The sequence below is a fragment of the Nocardioides limicola genome, from assembly GCF_016827675.1.
GTDB lineage: Bacteria > Actinomycetota > Actinomycetes > Propionibacteriales > Nocardioidaceae > Nocardioides > Nocardioides limicola.
This window is the reverse complement of sequence record NZ_JAERJA010000004.1, coordinates 163,231-179,142: the sequence shown is the minus strand read 5'-3', so window position 1 is coordinate 179,142 and position 15,912 is coordinate 163,231. Positions and strand designations below refer to the sequence as shown.

Genomic DNA, 15,912 nt, shown 5'->3' with positions numbered 1-15,912 from the left:
ACGCGGTGACGTCGGACGACGGTTCATCGGTCCACCCCACCCATCACCGGGTCCACCGAGGCGATCGCGACGATGACATCGGCGACCATGCCTCCCTCACTCATCACCGAGGTGGCCTGGAGGTTGGTGAAACTCGGATCCCGGAAGTGGGCCCGGAACGGCTTGGTGCCGCCGTCGGAGACGACGTGGGCGCCGAGCTCGCCGCGCGGCGACTCGACCGGCACATAGGCCTGGCCGGCAGGCACCCGGAACCCCTCGGTCACCAGCTTGAAGTGGTGGATCAACGCCTCCATCGACTCACCCATGATGTGCCGGATGTGGTCGAGGCTGTTGCCCAGCCCGTCCGAGCCGATGGCGAGCTGGCTGGGCCAGGCGATCTTCTTGTCGGCGATCATCACCGGGGCGCCTTCGAGACCGGCCAACCGGTCCACGCACTGCTCCACCAGGCGAAGGCTCTCGTGCATCTCGTTGAGCCGCACCCGGAAGCGACCGTAGGAGTCGGCCGTGTCCCAGGTCTGCACGTCGAACTCGTAGTCCTCGTAGCCGCAGTAGGGCTGGGTCTTGCGCAGGTCCCACGGATAGCCGGTCGACCGCAGCACCGGGCCGGTGATGCCCAGCGCCAGGCAGCCCTCGAGGTCCAGGTGGCCCACTCCCTCGAGTCGGGCCTTGAAGATGGGGTTGGCGTTGCAGAGCGCGGCGTACTCCGGCAGCCGCTTCCTCATCAGCGCCACGAAGCCACGGATCTCGTCCAGGGCACCGGGGGGCAGGTCCTGGGCGACCCCGCCGGGTCGGATGAACGCGTGGTTCATCCGGAGTCCGGTGATGAGTTCGAAGAGGTCCAGCACCAGCTCCCGCTCCCGGAAGCCGATCGTCATCACGGTCAGTGCGCCGATCTCCATGCCGCCGGTGGCGATCGCGACCAGGTGCGAGGAGATCCGGTTGAGCTCCATCAGCAGGACCCGCATCACCTGCGCCTTCTCCGGGATGTCGTCCTCGATGTCGAGCAACCGCTCGGTGCCGAGCACGTAGGTGACCTCGTTGAAGAACGGCGACAGGTAGTCCATCCGGGTGCAGAAGGTGACGCCCTGGGTCCAGGTGCGGAACTCCATGTTCTTCTCGATGCCCGTGTGCAGGTAGCCGATGCCGCACCGGGCCTCGGTGACCGTCTCACCCTCGAGTTCGAGGATCAGCCGGAGCACGCCATGGGTGGACGGATGCTGGGGGCCCATGTTGACCACGAGCCGCTCCTCACCGATCACCTCGTCGGCGAGCGAGGCGGTGAGCTCGTCCCAGTCCTGTCCGGTGACGGTGAAGACCCTGCCCTCGGACGTCTGGGAGGTGCCGGCGTACGGGTCGGGGCCGGTCGTCGGGTTGGTCGAGGTGTCCATCAGCTGTAGGACCTCCGCTGGTCCGGCGGCGGAATGGTGCCGCCCTTGTACTCCACATCGATGCCGCCCAGCGGGTAGTCCTTGCGCTGGGGGTGGCCCGGCCAGTCGTCGGGCATCAGGATCCGGGCCAGGCCCGGGTGTCCGTCGAAGATGATCCCGAACATGTCCCAGGTCTCCCGTTCGTGCCAGTCCAGGGTCGGATAGGTGGCCACCAGCGACGGCAGGTGCGGGTCGGCGTCGGGACAGGAGACCTCGAGCCGGATCCGGCGGTTGTGGGTCATCGAGGTCAGGTGATAGACGGCGTGCAGCTCGCGGCCGGTGTCGTCGGGGTAGTGCACCCCGCTGACTCCGGAGCAGAACTCGAAGCGCAGCTCGGGGGCGTCGCGCAACTGCCGGGCGACGGCCGCCAACGCGGTGCGCTGCACGTGGAAGGTGATCTCGCCACGGTGCACCACCACCTTCTCGATGGCGTTCTCGACGCCGGCATGGTCGAGCCTGGCGTCCAGGGCCTCGGCGACGGTGTCGAACCAGCCTCCGTACGGCGGTTGGCTGGCGCCGGGGTAGTTGATCGGCTGCACCAGCCCGCCGTACCCGGAGGTGTCCCCGGAGCCGGCGGCACCGAACATGCCGCGCCGTTCGCCGATCTGCTCGACCTCACCGGACGGGGCCGGGAGGTTGGTCTCGTCGCTCACCGCAGCAGGCCCTTCATTTCCGAGGTCGGCAGCGCGTTGAGCGCGTCGGTCTCCAGCTGCTCGATCTGGGCGGCGCGCTGGGCGCCGAACTTGGTGTGCTGGACCTGGTCGTGCAGCTTCAGGATCGCGTCGATCAGCATCTCCGGACGCGGTGGACAGCCGGGCAGGTACATGTCGACCGGCACGATGTGGTCGACGCCTTGGACGATCGCGTAGTTGTTGAACATGCCGCCGGAGCTGGCACAGACGCCCATCGCCAGCACCCACTTGGGTTCAGCCATCTGGTCGTAGATCTGTCGCAGCACCGGCGCCATCTTCTGGCTCACCCGGCCGGCGACGATCATCAGGTCCGCCTGACGAGGGCTGGCCCGGAAGACCTCCATGCCGAACCGGGCCAGGTCGTACTTCGGACCGCCGGTGGTCATCATCTCGATGGCACAGCAGGCCAGTCCGAACGTGGCCGGCCAGAACGACGCCTTGCGGAAGTAGCCGGCGACTCCCTCGACGCTGGTCAGCAGCACGCCGCTGGGGAGTTTCTCCTCCACACCCATGGTTCCTCCTCAGTCCCAGTCGAGTCCGCCGCGGCGCCATTCATAGACGTAGGCGAGGGTGATGTTGAACAAGAACAGGAAGACCGCCAGCACACCGAACCAGGCCAGCTCGTCGAAGTAGATCGCCCACGGGACCAGGAACATGATCTCGACGTCGAAGATGATGAAGGTCATCGCGATCGTGTAGTACTTGACCGGGATCCGGCCGCCGCCGTAGGGCTGGGGGGCCGGCTCGATGCCGCACTCATAGGCGTCCAGCCGGGCGCGGTTGGCCCGCGCGGGGCCGGTCACGGCGCTCATCGCCACCGAGAAGATCGCGAAGCCCGCTGCCAACGCCAGCAGTGCGAGGACTGGTGTGTACAGCTCCACCTGAGGCTCCTTCCTGGCCGCTCCCGTTGCCTTGTGCACCTTTGTGAAGAACTTCACAACGTGGTGTGCGACACAAGTGTAGGGGGAGCTCGACCGGTCCGTTCACCGGGTGGGGGGATGCCCTGCCGGGGCCCGGCAGCCTCAGTCGAAGCGCCGGGCACCGGGCCCGCGGGCCGCCTGAATGTCACCCGGATTGGCCAGCGCACAGGTGGTCAGCGACAGGCACCCGCACCCGATACAGCCGGCCAGGTCGTCGCGCAGCGCCTGCAGGTGGTCGATCCGCGCATCGAGATCGTCGCGCCAACTGTCAGCGAGGTGTCGCCAGTCCTCAGGCGTCGGGGCGTGGTCCGAGGGCAGCGTCCCCAGGGCCTCCCGGATCCGGCCGAGCGGGATGCCCAGGTGCTGCGACACCCGGATGAACGCCACCCGGCGCAGCATCTCGCGTGCGAAGCGGCGCTGGTTGCCCGTCGTACGACGTGAGCCGATCAGTCCCTCGGCCTCGTAGAAGCGCAGCGCCGAGGTGCTCACCCCGCTGCGCTCGGCGAGCTGTCCGATGGTGAGTTCCCGAGGAATCGTGGCCATGTCTCGACAATAGCTTGACTTCAAGTGAACTTGAAGTAGCAGGCTGGGGTCATGGAACCCACACAGTTGCCCCGAATCCTCATCGTCACCGCCAGCACCCGACCCCACCGCCTCGGACCGGCGGTGGCCGACTGGTTCAGCGGACTGGCCGAGACCCGTGGCGGGCTCAACGTCTGGCTGGCCGACCTCGCCGACGCCGACCTGCCTGCCGTCCTCGGGGGTCGACCCACCCAGGGCCTGACCCGGCTACAGCGCCAACTCGACGAGGCGGACGGGATCGTGGTGGTCACCCCGGAGTACAACCACAGCTTCCCGGCGTCCCTCAAGCAGGCGATCGACCTGACCGGCGCCCACTGGCGGACCAAGCCGGTCGGCTTCGTCTCCTACGGCGGTCGCAGTGGCGGGATCCGGGCCACCGAACAGCTGCGGCAGGTGCTGCCGGAGCTTCACGCCACCTCGATCCGGGAGAACGTCTCGATCCCGCAGGTCTGGGAGCTGGTCGACACCGACGGCGCCCTGGTCAGCAACAAAGCCCTGGACGAGGCCGCGCACCGACTGCTGGACCAGCTCAGCTGGTGGGCGCTCGCCCTCCGCGACGCCCGGGCGACCCGCCCCTACGCCGCCTGACCCCTCCCCCGCACCAGCGGCAGCGGGCTGGCGGAACACCCTGATGTCAGGGACTGCTGACTGTTGTCAGGTGTTGCAACCCCTGACAACAGTCCGAACACCCTGACATCAGGGTGTTCTGTCCGCTCGGTCCCGGCGGGTCAGCGCTTGCGGCGGGACTCGGCCTTGGTGAGGTGCTTGTTGATCTGGGTGACCAGGTCGTCGCGCACCTCGAGTACGGCGGCGTCCAGGTCGGGGCGTGTCGAGGTGGCGACGAACTTGGTGCGTGCACCCTGGGCGAGCCAGGCCTCGAGCACCACCCGCTGCTTGTCGGTGTCCCGGTCCTTCACGGACAGTTCCATCTCGACCTGATCCGGGGTGTACCGCGTCAGCCGCGCCTCCAGCGAGGGCGTCAACAGCGCAGCCAGGTGGTCGAACTCAGCGGGCGCGAACCCCGGCACGATCCTCAGGCTCTGGGCAACAGTGGTCATGGCTCCTCGTTCCTTTCAGGACGCGACAGCGCGGTGCAAGGCCACGATGCCGCTGGACAGGTTCTTCCACTCCACCGGCGAGTCGTGACTCCCCCAGCCGGCCCGGCCGATCATCGTGGCCAGACCCTGCTGGTCGGGCCAGGCCCGGATCGACTCGGCCAGATAGACATAGGCGTCCGGGGCGGACGACACCGTCCGGGCGATCCCGGGCAGCGCCTTCATCAGGTACTCGACGTACAGAGTGCGGAACGGCGGCCAGCTGGGGTGGCTGAACTCGCAGACCACCAGCCGGCCACCCGGTCGGGTGACCCGGCGCAACTCGGTCAACCCGGCCACCGGATCCACGATGTTGCGCAGCCCGAACGAGATCGTCACCGCATCGAAGCTGGCGTCGGCGAACGGCAGCCGCGTCCCGTCGCCCGCCGTGAACGGCAGATGCGGCCGGTTGCGCTTGCCGACCTTGAGCATGCCGAGGGAGAAGTCGCAGGGCACCACGGTCGCGCCCGCGTCGGCGAACGGCTGGCTGGAGGTCCCGGTGCCGGCGGCCAGATCGAGCACCCGCTCGCCCGGCTGGGGCGCCACCGCCTTGATCACCTCGTGCCGCCAGCGGCGGTCCTGACCCAGCGACAGCACGTCGTTGGTGAGGTCGTACCTCTTCGCGACGGCATCGAACATCGCGGCGACGTCGGTCGGCTTCTTGTCCAGCTGGGCTCGCACGGCATTCAGCCTATGCCGGAGGCCGAGCGGTGGGTACGGCGGCGTAGGCTGACACGTCATGACGAGTGCGCGACCCGACCCCATCGAGGGCCCGCTCGTCGTCCGTACCCAGACACTGGAGCTGGACGCGGCGACCGCGCTGCTGGACCTGCTCCCCGCCGAGCGCCCGGTCTCCTGGCTGCACCACGGCGAGGGCCTGGTCGGCTGGGGCGTGGCCGCCGAGGTCCGCACCCGTGGCGCCGATCGATTCGAGGCCGCCCAGCAGTGGTGGACCCAGACCTGCGAGCGTGCGGTGGTCCGGGACCAGGTGCAGCAGCCGGGCAGCGGCCTGCTCTGCTTCGGCTCCTTCGGCTTCGCTGAGGACTCCGGCGACTCCGTGCTGGTGGTCCCGGAAGTGCTGATCGGCAGACGCGGCGACCAGGCGTGGGTCACCACGGTGGGCCGGGACGCGATCGTGCCCCCCACCCTGCGCCCGGCCGACCCGGCCACCGCACCGGCTGACGTGGTCTTCACCGACGGTTCCCGCGACGGTGAGGCCTGGATGCTCGTCGTGGCCGAGGCGGTCTCCCGGATCGCTGCCGGCGACCTGGAGAAGGTGGTGCTGGCCCGCGACCTGGTGGCCACCGCCTCCGCCCCCGTCGACGTGCGCTGGCCACTGAGCCGGCTCGCCGCCGACTACCCGACGTGCTGGACCTTCCACGTGGACGGGCTCTTCGGCGCCACCCCGGAGATGCTGGTCCGCCGGGAACGCGGCCTGGTCACCTCCCGAGTGCTGGCCGGCACCATCCGGCGTACCGGGGACGACACCCGCGATCTGGCGCTGGCAGCAACCTTGGCGCGCTCCTCCAAGGACCTCGAGGAGCACGAGTACGCCGTCCGCTCGGTCGCGGACGCACTCGACCAGCACTGCTCGTCGATGAGCGTTCCCGAAGCCCCGTTCGTGCTGCACCTGCCGAACGTGATGCATCTGGCCACCGACGTCAACGGGGTCGTGCATGACGCCGAGCAGGTCTCGTCACTGCAACTGGCCGCCTCGCTGCACCCCTCCGCAGCCGTCGGCGGGACCCCCACCCCCACGGCCTTGGCGCTGATCACCGAACTCGAAGGCATGGATCGGGGCCGGTACGCCGGTCCGGTCGGCTGGATGGACGCCGACGGCGACGGCGAGTGGGGCATCGCGCTGCGCTCGGCCGAGGTGTCCGGGGCGAAGGTCCGCCTCTTCGCCGGCTGCGGCATCGTCGCCGACTCCGACCCCGAGGCCGAACTGGCCGAGTCGCAGGCGAAGTTCCTCCCGGTCCGCGACTCCCTCACCTGAGACCAGGCACGCTCAGCCACTGCTCCGCCGACCCGGCTGCGTTACGTTGGCCCCATGACCGAGCACGTCACGGCAGCCATCATCGGCGCCGGTTTCGGCGGAATGGGCGCCGGGATCAGCCTGGACCGCACCGGGATCGACGACTGGGTGATCCTGGAGCGCGAACCCGACCTGGGCGGCACCTGGCAGGTCAACCGCTATCCCGGGCTGGCCGTCGACATCCCCAGCCTCTCCTACTCCTTCTCCTTCGAGCCGAACCCCGACTGGTCCCGACTCTTCGCCCCCGGCGCCGAACTCAAGTCCTACTGCGACCATGTGGCCGACCGCTACGACCTGCGACGCCGGATGCGGTTCGAGCACACGGTCACCGAGGCGCATTGGGACGAAGCCGAGGAACGCTGGGTGATCGAACTGTCCGACCGTGAGCCAATCACGGCGACGTACCTGATCGCCGCGACCGGCTTCCTGTCCCAGCCGCGGGTGCCGGACATCGACGGGATCGACACCTTCGCCGGCACCGTGATCCACTCCACCGACTGGGACGCGACCGCCGACCTGACCGGCACCCGGGCAGCGGTGATCGGCACCGGCGCCACCGCCGTGCAGTTGATCCCCGAAGTGGCCCGCCAGGCCGAAAGCCTGACCGTCTTCCAGCGCACCCCGATCTGGGTGGTGCCGCGGATCGACATGGAGATGCCCGGCTGGCTGCGCGCCCTCTTCCGCCGCGCGCCACTGACCCAGAAGGTGGCGCGCAAAGGCAACGACCTGCTGCTGGAGTCGCTGATCTTCGGAGTGGTCCACCACCGCCAGGCCGGCTTCGCCAGCCGGCTGGTGCAGCGCGGCGCCCAGCGCTTCCTGCACTCGCAGGTCCGCGACCCCGCGCTGCGCCGCCAACTCACCCCCGGCTACTCGTTCGGGTGCAAGCGGCCGACCTTCTCCAACTCCTACTTCCGCACCTTCACCAAGCCGCACGTCACGCTCGAGACGGACCCGATCGCCCGCGTCGAGCCGGACGCGATCGTCACCGAGTCCGGCACCCGCCACCAGATCGACACGTTGCTGCTGGCCACCGGCTTCAACCTCTGGGACGTGAACTTCCCGGCCATCACCGTGGTCGGCCGGGACGGCCGGGACCTGGGCAAGTGGTGGCGGGAGAACCGGTTCGGCAGCTTCCAGGGAGTGTCCGTCCCGGCGTTCCCGAACTTCTTCTCCCTCGCCAGCCCGTTCGGCTACACCGGCCTCAACTACTTCACCACCATCGAGGCGGAGATGGTGCACCTGAGCCGGGTTCTGGGTGAGGCGCGTCGGCGCGGGGCGCCGACGGTGGAGGTCACCGAGACGGCGTACGACGAGTTCTGCGCCAGGATGCGGCGGCTCGTCGAGGACACCGTGTTCACCCTGGGTGACTGCGCGACCGCTCGCAGCTACTACTTCAACCAGCACGGTGAGGCGACCCTACTGCGGCCGACCGCCAGTTGGCGGGCCCATCGGGAGCAGCAGCGGTTCGACCTGGCGGCCTATCGGTTCAGCCCGGCTCAGAGCAGGTCGGAGCCGTCCGCGATCCGCGCGTAGTCCAGGTCGGGCACCAGCCGCGCCAGGTGGCCGTCGACGATGCCGAGCCCTGCCTCGGAGTAGACGAGGTCATGGATGGCGAGGGCACGTCCGGGGTTGGCGGCGCGGGCGTAGTCGACGACCTCGCTGGCCTTGAGCCACGGCGCGGAGACCGGCAGGCACAGCACGTCCACCTGCCCGTCGGGCACGGTGAGCGCGTCACCGGGGTGGAAGAGCCGGGTGCCGCCGGCGGTGATCAGATAGCCGGAGTTGTCGAAGTGCGGCAGGTCGGGATGGATCTCCGCGTGCTTCTCGCCCACCACCTGCACGTGCAACCCGAGGTCGAGTTCGTCGCCGGGATCGACCACGGTCACCCGCTCGGTGAGGTCGGGCGCATCGGCCGCGATCCGGGCGGCCACCGCATCGATGGTGAAGATCGGCGCCTCGGCCCGGCGCAACCGGTCGGGGTGGTAGTGGTCCGGGTGCTCGTGGGTGATCAACACCGCAGCCACCCCGTCGACCGCGTCGGGTTGTGTCCAGGCGCCCGGGTCGATGGCCAGGGCCTGACCGTCGTACTCGACGCGCACGCAGGCATGCCCGAACTTGGTGATCCTCATGCCCGCCAGCCTAGGCGGAAATCGAGTGGCGCCCCCGGCGCGCGCCGGACACGATGGGGAGATGCCGGAGGTGACCTACCGCGAAGCGACCCTTGCCGAGGCCGAGGCGGGTGCCCGACTGCACCTGACCTGCTGGCGCGAGGGCTATGCGCCGTACGTCGATCCGGGGCTGTTGGAGGCGCGGCTGGCTGACCCGCTGCCCTGGATCGAGGGCTGGCGGCGCAGCATCGAGCACGGCACCGGCCGGCTGCTGGCGTTCGCGGATCGGGAGCCGATCGGCTTCATCGCGGTCGGCCGGCCGCGCGACATCGACACCGAGCATGAGTTGTACGCCCTCTATGTGCGGCGGGCCTGGTGGGGCACCGGTGTCGGCCAGGAGTTGCTGGAGCGTCGCCTGTTCCCGGGGTCGTGCGCCCTGTGGGTGCTGGAGAGCAACGCCCGGGCGCGTGCCTTCTATGCGCGCAACGGGTTCGTCGCGCAGGGGGACCGGGAGTTCTACGACCTGCTGGACGTGTGGCAGGTCCGGATGGTGCGGCCGGACTGAGCTCCGGCTCGCCTCACTTGACCAGTGCCCGGATCCGGGCGTCCAGCTCGCGCCGGTTGTCGCGTCGGACCCGCACCTCGACGACGTCCACACCACCGTTGGGGGAGGCGAGCGCCTGCTCGAGCTCGGGCAGCGACTCGACCTTCCAGTGCGGCGTGCGGGTGGCCGCGCAGAGCGCACCGAGGTCGACGCCGTGCGGGGTCGCGAAGAGCCGTTCGTGGACCTCGGCGAACTCCGGCGCCCCCTGCTCCAGCATCGAGAAGATCGAGCCGCCGTCGTCGTTGACCACCACGATCGTGAGGTCGGGGTGGGGTTCGTCGGGGCCCAGCACCAGCGCGTTGGCGTCGTGCAGGAACGTGACGTCGCCCATCAGGGCGAGGTTCCGGCTGCCGTGCCTGCGGCCGAGTGCGGCTCCGATGGCCGAGGAGACGGTGCCGTCGATGCCGGCCAGGCCGCGGTTGGCGATCACCTTGCGGCGCTCACCGACCGGGTAGGGACGTGCCATCAGGTCCAGGTCGCGGATCGGGCTCGAGGCGCCGACGAAGAGCAGTCCGCCGGGGGGCACCGCGGCCGCGACCGCGCCGGCGACCTGGTGCGGGGTGAGGTCGGGTTCGGCGCCGAGCAGCCGGTCCAGGGCGGCGCTGGTGTGCCGGTCGGCCTGCTGCCATTCGTGCAGCCAGTCGGGGTCGCCCGGGTCGGCGACGAGCGCGTCGTACTCACCGGCGATGGGGAACGGGCGCTGCGCCCAGCGGCCGCGGTGCCGCAGCGAGATCACCTCGACGTCGGCGCGCTCCAGCAGTGCGGTGACCGGGCGGGAGAGGGTGGGGTGACCGGCGACCACCACGCGTTCGATCCGGGCACCGAGGTCACCGGCGAGCAGCAGTCGGTAGCTGCGGATCGCATGATCACCGGTGCGGCAGCCGGCGGTGGGTTCGGCCAGCAGTGGCCAGCCGGCCTGCTCGGCCAGCACTCGTGCCGGCGGGCCGGCGTCGTCCCCAGCCACCACCACCGTGCGCACCCCCCCACGAAGGGGGGTTTGTGGCCCGACGAGGTGGGGTTTGTGGCCCGTCGAGGTGTCATCGGTGCGGCCACAATCCCCACCTCGGCCGGCCACAAACCCCACTTCGGCGAGGGGTGGGGTGAACTGGACGTTCAGGTGGGTGGGGAGGGGGGTGGGGATGGGGATGGGGGTGGGGATGGGGATGGGGGTGGGGGCTCCGAGCAGGGCGCGGTACGACGTGGGGTCGGTGTCGGCGTCGATGTCCAGGCAGCGGGCCGCGTCGCCGAAGATCTCCGGCTGCTGGGTGGTCTGGTTGGCGCCGGTGCCCCGCAACCGGGCCGGCCGGTCGGCGGTGACCACTACCAGCGGCACCCCCGCATGCGCGGCCTCCAGCACGGCGGGATGCAGGTTGGCCACAGCGGTGCCCGAGGTGCAGATCACCGCCGCCCGGGATCCCACCTTGCTCAGCCCTAGGGCCAGGAAGCCGGCGGTCCGCTCATCGATCCGGGTGTGCAGCCGCAACCGGCCGGCAACCGCGGCGGCGTGGACGGCGAAGGCGAGCGGCGCGTTCCGGGAGCCGGGAGCGAGCACCACCTCACCCACCCCGGCAGCGACCAGGGCGTCGACGAGGTCGCGGGCGAGCCGGGTGGAGTCGTTCACGAGGGATGATCCTGCCGCACCCGGGCCAGCCGCGTCTCCCAGTGGGCCCGCCGGTCGGGTGCCGCGGCCAGCCGAGCCAGCGCTGCGCCCGACACCTGCGGCATCCGCACCGGGAGTTCACCGGCCACCGGCACCAGCGGCTCGGTGACCAGATCGTCGGTAAGCAACCGGACGGTGGCCAGCCCGCAGGCGTAGGGCAACTCCGGCAGCGCCGCCGCCAACGCCACCCCGGCAGCGATGCCCACCGAACTCTCCAACGCCGAGGAGACCACCACCGGCATCCCGATCTCCTCCGCGATCCGCAGGCAGGCACGCACTCCACCCAGCGGCTGCACCTTGAGCACCGCGATGTCGGCCGCGGCCAGGTCCCGGACCCGGTACGGGTCCTCGGCCCGCCGGATCGACTCGTCCGCCGCGATCGGCACCCCTATCCGGCGCCGCAGGGCGGCGAGTTCCTCCACCGACGCGCACGGCTGTTCCGCGTACTCCAGCCCATCGGCCGCCCGGTCCAGCACCCGCAGCGCGGCCATCGCGGCGTCGACCTCCCAGGCCCCGTTCGCGTCCACCCGGATCCGCCCGGACGGGCCGAGCGCGTCGCGGACCGCCTCCAGCCGGGCCTGGTCGTCACCGAGCTGCTGGCCGGGCTCGGCGACCTTGACCTTCGCGGTCAGGCAGCCGGAGTCGGCGACGATCCGGTGGGCGACGTCGGCGTCCACCGCCGGCACCGTCACGTTGACCGGCACCGTGGCCCGGACCGGCGTCGGCCACCCCGAGTCGGCCGCCTCTACGGCGCAGGCCAGCCATGGCGCGGCGACCGTGTCGTCGTACTCCAGGAACGGGCTCCACTCCCCCCATCCCGCGTCGCCGCGCAGCAGCATCCCCTCGCGGACGGTGATGCCTCGGAACCGGGTCCGCATCCCGATCGACCAGACCGCGCTCGTCGGACCGCTCATCGGGCCGCGCTCGCCAGCGCAAGCAGCGCCTGCCGGTCCACCTTGCCGTTGCCCAGCAGCGGCAGCCGGTCCAGGACGACCAGTTCCCGGGGAGCCCAGGAGCGCGGGTGCTCGTCGGCCACGAAGTCGCGGATCTGGGCCAGGGTCGGTGGCGTCCCGGCCGGGACCACCAGGGCCACCACCCGCTGACCCCATTCCCCGTCGGCGACGCCGACCACCTCGACGTCGGTGATCGACGGATGTCCACGAAGGAGGCGGGCGACCACCGGGGCAGGCACCTTGACGCCGCCGCTGATCAGCATGTCGTCGAGTCGGCCGAGCACCTGCAGCCGGCCGTCGAGGTCGAAGCGGCCGGCATCGGCGGTCAGGTACCAGCCGTCGACCAAATGGGCGGCGGTCGAGCCGGGGTCGCCGTCGTAGCCATGGAAGAGTATCGGCCCGGCGATCCGGATCCGCCCGTCGTCGCCGAGCGCGACCCCGACCCCGTCCAGCGGGAGCCCGTCGTACACGCAGCCTCCGGCGGTCTCGGCGGCCCCGTAGGTGGCCACCACCCGGATCCCGGCGGCGGCCGCGCGCTCCCGCAGCGCGGGGTCGATCGGACCGCCACCCAGCAGCACCGTGTGACAGGTCGCCAGCGCCGCCGCCTCATCGGGGTCGTCGAGGAGTCGGCCGAGCTGGGTGGGCACCAACGAGACGAAGCGGTCCCCCGCCGGCATCGCGGCCACCGCGGCCGCCACCGACGGGTGCTCGTCGAGCAGGGTGGGCCGATGCCCGGCCAGCAGCGACCGGACCAGCACCTGCACCCCCGCCACGTAGGAGACCGGCAGCGCCAGCAACCAGGGCCCGGTGGCGCCGAGGCGTCGGGCGCTGGCCTGGGCCGAGGCCTTCACCGCGTCCCGGGAGAGCAGCACCCGTTTCGGGGCGCCCGTGGAGCCGGAGGTCTCGACCAGCAACGGTCGGTCGTCCTCGGCGGCCAGCCAGTCGCTCAGGGCGGCGACATCGGGCGACCTCAACTGCAGTGGCTCCACGGTCGCCCACCCTAGCGAGCGGCCCGGTCCCGCCGACGCGGGCAGCCGCGGGCAGGATGAGCCCATGGAGTGGCAGCTACGACACCAGCGGGATCTCAGCACCCAGGAGTTGTACGACGTGCTGGCGCTGCGCGCCGCGGTCTTCGTGGTGGAGCAGGACTGCAGCTACCTGGACCCCGACGGGCAGGACCTGGTCGACGACGTGCACCACCTGCTCGGCTTCGATGACGGCCAGCTGGTGGCCGCCGCCCGGCTGCTTCCGCCGGAGCATCCGGTGCCGGGGCATCGACCCGACGCCACCGAGACCCGGCACGTGCATCTGGGCCGGATCGTGGTCGCCGGCACCCACCGCGGCACAGGCCTGGGCCGCGAACTCGTCGCCCGCAGCGTCGCCGCCGGCGAGCAGCTGTGGCCCGGCGTACCTCAGGAGATGGCCGCCCAGGCGCACCTGGCCGACTTCTACGGCCGGTTCGGTTTCGCGTCCGTGTCGGGTGTCTACGACTGGGACGGCATCGACCACGTGGATCTGGTCCGCACCACGGGTGCTTGAATCCCTGTCATGGCAACCGCTTCGGAGTGGCTCGATGGAGCCCGACTGCGCACCCTCCCGGCCGCCGTCGCCCCGGTCCTGGTCGGCACCGGCATCGCCGCGCACCTCGACGCCGCGGTCTGGTGGAAGGCCGCACTGGCGCTGATCGTCGCGGTCGGGCTGCAGATCGGTGTCAACTACGCCAACGACTACTCCGACGGGATCCGCGGCACCGACGACGACCGGGTGGGCCCGCAGCGCCTGGTCGGCTCCGGCCGGGCGCGTCCGGACGCGGTGAAGGCAGCGGCCTTCGGCAGCTTCGCCGCCGCAGCCTGCGCCGGCCTGCTGCTGGCCGCCACCACCGCCTGGTGGCTGGTCGCGGTGGGCGTCGTCTGCATCGCCGCGGCCTGGTACTACACCGGCGGCAAGAAGCCCTACGGGTACGCCGGCCTCGGGGAGCTGATGGTCTTCGTCTTCTTCGGCCTGGTGGCGGTGGCCGGCACCACGTTCGTGCAGACCGGCACCGCCGCCGGCCTGGGCGCGGCGCTGGTCGGGGGCGTCGGCGTGGGAGCGCTGGCCTGCGCGATCCTGGTCGCCAACAACCTCCGCGACATCGCCGGCGACACCGCGGTCGGCAAGCGCACCCTGGCGGTCCGGATCGGGGATGAACGGACCCGGGTGCTGTTCCTCAGCCTGGTGCTGGCGGCCGGGATGGCGCTGGTCGCGCTCGCCGCACAGACCTCGCCGTGGGCGCTCCTGGGTGGCCTCTACATCGTGCCGGCGACGATGGCGGTGGCCAAGGTCGGCCGCGGCGCCACGGGCCCGGCGCTGATCGGCGTGCTGCAGCGCACCGGGATCAGCGAACTGCTCTGGGGCCTCGGGGTGTTCGTGGGACTGACCCTGCGCTGAGGCGGGTCCGGCCGTGGGCCGGCCTCACCCGTGGCCGACGCCGTTGCTGAACATGCCCAGCGGATCGACGGACGCCTTCACGGCGGCCAGCCTGTGCCGGGTGTCGCTGGTGTACGCCGTCGCCGCGACCGTCTGCCGCTCGGCACCTTCGGCGAAGTTCAGGTAGCCCGACAGCGAGGGCAGGTGGCCGGCGAGCCGCTGCCAGGTGGCGCTGATGCGACGCTCCGCCTCCACGCCGGCCTCGGGGGCCATCACCAACGCGATCAGTTCCAGCATCCGGTCCGCGCCGCGAGCCTCGAAGCAGGCCGACGGCACCGGCCCCGTCACCGCTCCGCCCGCATGCCGGGTCTCGGCCATCAACAACGGGGATGGCCCGGGCCCACCCGTCACGGCCTCCAGCATGGCCGCCAGCACGTCGTCGTCGAGGTGGGTCAGCCAGCGTCCGGAGGCGATCGCGGGCACCGGATCGACGGGGTCGGCGGAGATCTCGCCGCACTCGGCGTACGGCATCGGGCCGAACATGTCCAGCGCCGGCTCCCGCCAGGCACGCCACTCGTCCACGGCGGCCTTCCCGTCGGCACCGTCGCCGCTGTGGCAGCCGCGCAGGAGTGCGAACGAGCGGCCTCGGATCGGGGCCGGCACCATCTCCAGTGGCGGGAAGTTCATCAGCGTGAAGGCGCTGGTGAAGTCCGCCGACTGCCGCTCGGACCACTCCCGGTAGAAGTCGAAGACCGCGGCGGCGTCCTCGATCGGATAGAAGAGGTTCCCGGCATAGACCTCGCCCACCGGCACCAGGCCGATCTCCATCTCCACGACCACCCCGAGCGAGCCTCCCCCGCCGCCGCACAGCGCCCAGAACAGCTCCGGGTGGCTGCTCCGGGACGCGGTCACCACCCAGCCGTCGGCGCGCACCACCCGCAGCGACCGGACGTGATCGACCGCCAGCCCGTATCGCCGGGCCAGCCACCCGAAACCACCCCCCAGGGTGTAGCCGACGGCACCGACGTGCGGCGCCGACCCCAGCAGCGGCGCCAACCCGTGCCGCTGCGCCTGGGCCAGCACCGGCGCCCAGGTGGCACCGCCGCCGATCCGCGCCACCTGGTTGCCGGCGTCGATCTCGACCGAGGCCAACCCCGCCACCACCAGGAGCATCGTCTCCGCATCCGCCGGCACGGTGACCCCGTGGCCGGTGCTCTGCACCGCCACCTTCAGTCCGTTCCGGCGGGCGTGGCTCAGCGCCACCACCACGTCGTTGACCGACGCCGCCTCCACCACCACTGCCGGCTGATGGACCCACAGCACGTTCCAGCAGCCCTTCGCCGCGTCGTACCCGGCCTCTCCCGGGTAGTGCACTCGGCCCTCGATCGCCGCGGTCAGTACGTCGTCGCTCATCGTTCGTCTCCCGTGTCC

18 protein-coding genes are annotated in these 15,912 nt (G+C 71.1%); 6 read left to right on the top strand and 12 right to left on the bottom strand.

The window, feature by feature from the left end:
• Nucleotides 1–23: 23 nt before the first annotated feature.
• The 5 genes from JKG67_RS10355 to soxR form a co-directional block, all read right to left on the bottom strand.
• Nucleotides 24–1,388 carry an NADH-quinone oxidoreductase subunit D gene (locus JKG67_RS10355; protein WP_203337225.1) on the bottom strand — a complete coding sequence of 455 codons (1,365 nt, stop codon included), beginning with the start codon at nt 1,386–1,388 and terminating at the stop codon, nt 24–26.
• Complete coding sequence (locus JKG67_RS10350) at nt 1,388–2,080, bottom strand: NADH-quinone oxidoreductase subunit C (protein WP_307816511.1); 693 nt, start codon at nt 2,078–2,080, stop codon at nt 1,388–1,390. Before JKG67_RS10350 ends, JKG67_RS10355 begins: the two co-directional genes overlap by 1 nt.
• The gene (locus JKG67_RS10345; RefSeq protein WP_203337224.1) at nt 2,077–2,631 is read right to left on the bottom strand and encodes a NuoB/complex I 20 kDa subunit family protein; all 555 of its coding nucleotides are present in this window, start codon (nt 2,629–2,631) and stop codon (nt 2,077–2,079) included. The genes JKG67_RS10350 and JKG67_RS10345 overlap by 4 nt, the downstream gene beginning before the upstream one ends.
• A 9-nt stretch (nt 2,632–2,640) precedes the next feature.
• On the bottom strand, nt 2,641–3,000 hold the full coding sequence (locus tag JKG67_RS10340) for an NADH-quinone oxidoreductase subunit A (RefSeq protein ID WP_203337223.1): 360 nt from the start codon (nt 2,998–3,000) through the stop codon (nt 2,641–2,643).
• A gap of 141 nt (nt 3,001–3,141) precedes the next feature.
• Nucleotides 3,142–3,582, bottom strand: a complete 441-nt coding sequence (gene soxR, locus JKG67_RS10335) for a redox-sensitive transcriptional activator SoxR (protein WP_203337222.1) — start codon at nt 3,580–3,582, stop codon at nt 3,142–3,144.
• Nucleotides 3,583–3,633: 51 nt separating this feature from the next.
• Here soxR and JKG67_RS10330 point away from each other — a divergent pair, with 51 nt between their 5' ends.
• Entirely contained in the window at nt 3,634–4,209 is a 576-nt protein-coding gene (locus JKG67_RS10330) for an NADPH-dependent FMN reductase (protein WP_203337221.1), read from the top strand.
• A 140-nt stretch (nt 4,210–4,349) separates the two neighbouring features.
• Here JKG67_RS10330 and JKG67_RS10325 read toward each other — a convergent pair whose 3' ends face one another.
• The gene (locus JKG67_RS10325; protein WP_203337220.1) at nt 4,350–4,679 is read right to left on the bottom strand and encodes an HPF/RaiA family ribosome-associated protein; all 330 of its coding nucleotides are present in this window, start codon (nt 4,677–4,679) and stop codon (nt 4,350–4,352) included.
• Nucleotides 4,680–4,694: 15 nt separating this feature from the next.
• A complete protein-coding gene (locus tag JKG67_RS10320; RefSeq protein WP_372442070.1) occupies nt 4,695–5,396 on the bottom strand; it encodes a demethylmenaquinone methyltransferase in 702 nt (233 codons plus the stop codon).
• Nucleotides 5,397–5,454: 58 nt separating this feature from the next.
• Here JKG67_RS10320 and JKG67_RS10315 point away from each other — a divergent pair, with 58 nt between their 5' ends.
• Both JKG67_RS10315 and JKG67_RS10310 read left to right on the top strand, forming a co-directional pair.
• On the top strand, nt 5,455–6,711 hold the full coding sequence (locus tag JKG67_RS10315; RefSeq protein WP_203337218.1) for an isochorismate synthase: 1,257 nt from the start codon (nt 5,455–5,457) through the stop codon (nt 6,709–6,711).
• 54 nt (nt 6,712–6,765) lie between these two features.
• The gene (locus tag JKG67_RS10310; RefSeq protein ID WP_203337217.1) at nt 6,766–8,283 is read left to right on the top strand and encodes a flavin-containing monooxygenase; all 1,518 of its coding nucleotides are present in this window, start codon (nt 6,766–6,768) and stop codon (nt 8,281–8,283) included.
• On the opposite strand, the gene JKG67_RS10305 is transcribed toward JKG67_RS10310, so the two are convergent.
• Nucleotides 8,247–8,879 (bottom strand): MBL fold metallo-hydrolase, encoded by a 633-nt coding sequence (locus tag JKG67_RS10305; RefSeq protein ID WP_203337216.1) that lies wholly within the window; start codon nt 8,877–8,879, stop codon nt 8,247–8,249. The two genes, JKG67_RS10310 and JKG67_RS10305, sit on opposite strands and share 37 nt — an antisense overlap.
• 61 nt (nt 8,880–8,940) lie before the next feature.
• Here JKG67_RS10305 and JKG67_RS10300 point away from each other — a divergent pair, with 61 nt between their 5' ends.
• Entirely contained in the window at nt 8,941–9,423 is a 483-nt protein-coding gene (locus JKG67_RS10300; RefSeq protein ID WP_203337215.1) for a GNAT family N-acetyltransferase, read from the top strand.
• A gap of 13 nt (nt 9,424–9,436) precedes the next feature.
• On the opposite strand, the gene menD is transcribed toward JKG67_RS10300, so the two are convergent.
• The 3 genes from menD to JKG67_RS10285 are packed head-to-tail and all read right to left on the bottom strand — an operon-like array spanning nt 9,437 to nt 13,064.
• On the bottom strand, nt 9,437–11,083 hold the full coding sequence (gene menD / locus JKG67_RS10295) for a 2-succinyl-5-enolpyruvyl-6-hydroxy-3-cyclohexene-1-carboxylic-acid synthase (protein WP_203337214.1): 1,647 nt from the start codon (nt 11,081–11,083) through the stop codon (nt 9,437–9,439).
• Nucleotides 11,080–12,036, bottom strand: a complete 957-nt coding sequence (locus JKG67_RS10290) for an o-succinylbenzoate synthase (RefSeq protein ID WP_203337213.1) — start codon at nt 12,034–12,036, stop codon at nt 11,080–11,082. Before JKG67_RS10290 ends, menD begins: the two co-directional genes overlap by 4 nt.
• Nucleotides 12,033–13,064: an AMP-binding protein gene (locus JKG67_RS10285; protein ID WP_307816510.1), complete on the bottom strand. Its 1,032-nt coding sequence runs from the start codon at nt 13,062–13,064 to the stop codon at nt 12,033–12,035. Before JKG67_RS10285 ends, JKG67_RS10290 begins: the two co-directional genes overlap by 4 nt.
• A gap of 64 nt (nt 13,065–13,128) precedes the next feature.
• Here JKG67_RS10285 and JKG67_RS10280 point away from each other — a divergent pair, with 64 nt between their 5' ends.
• Both JKG67_RS10280 and JKG67_RS10275 read left to right on the top strand, forming a co-directional pair.
• Nucleotides 13,129–13,614: a GNAT family N-acetyltransferase gene (locus JKG67_RS10280; RefSeq protein ID WP_203337211.1), complete on the top strand. Its 486-nt coding sequence runs from the start codon at nt 13,129–13,131 to the stop codon at nt 13,612–13,614.
• Nucleotides 13,615–13,623: 9 nt separating this feature from the next.
• Nucleotides 13,624–14,502, top strand: a complete 879-nt coding sequence (locus JKG67_RS10275) for a 1,4-dihydroxy-2-naphthoate polyprenyltransferase (RefSeq protein ID WP_203337210.1) — start codon at nt 13,624–13,626, stop codon at nt 14,500–14,502.
• Between the two features lie 24 nt (nt 14,503–14,526).
• Here the strand turns inward: JKG67_RS10275 and JKG67_RS10270 are convergent, their stop codons facing one another.
• Nucleotides 14,527–15,894, bottom strand: coding sequence for an FAD-binding oxidoreductase (locus tag JKG67_RS10270; protein WP_203337209.1), 1,368 nt, complete (start codon nt 15,892–15,894; stop codon nt 14,527–14,529).
• Nucleotides 15,895–15,912 lie beyond the last annotated feature (18 nt).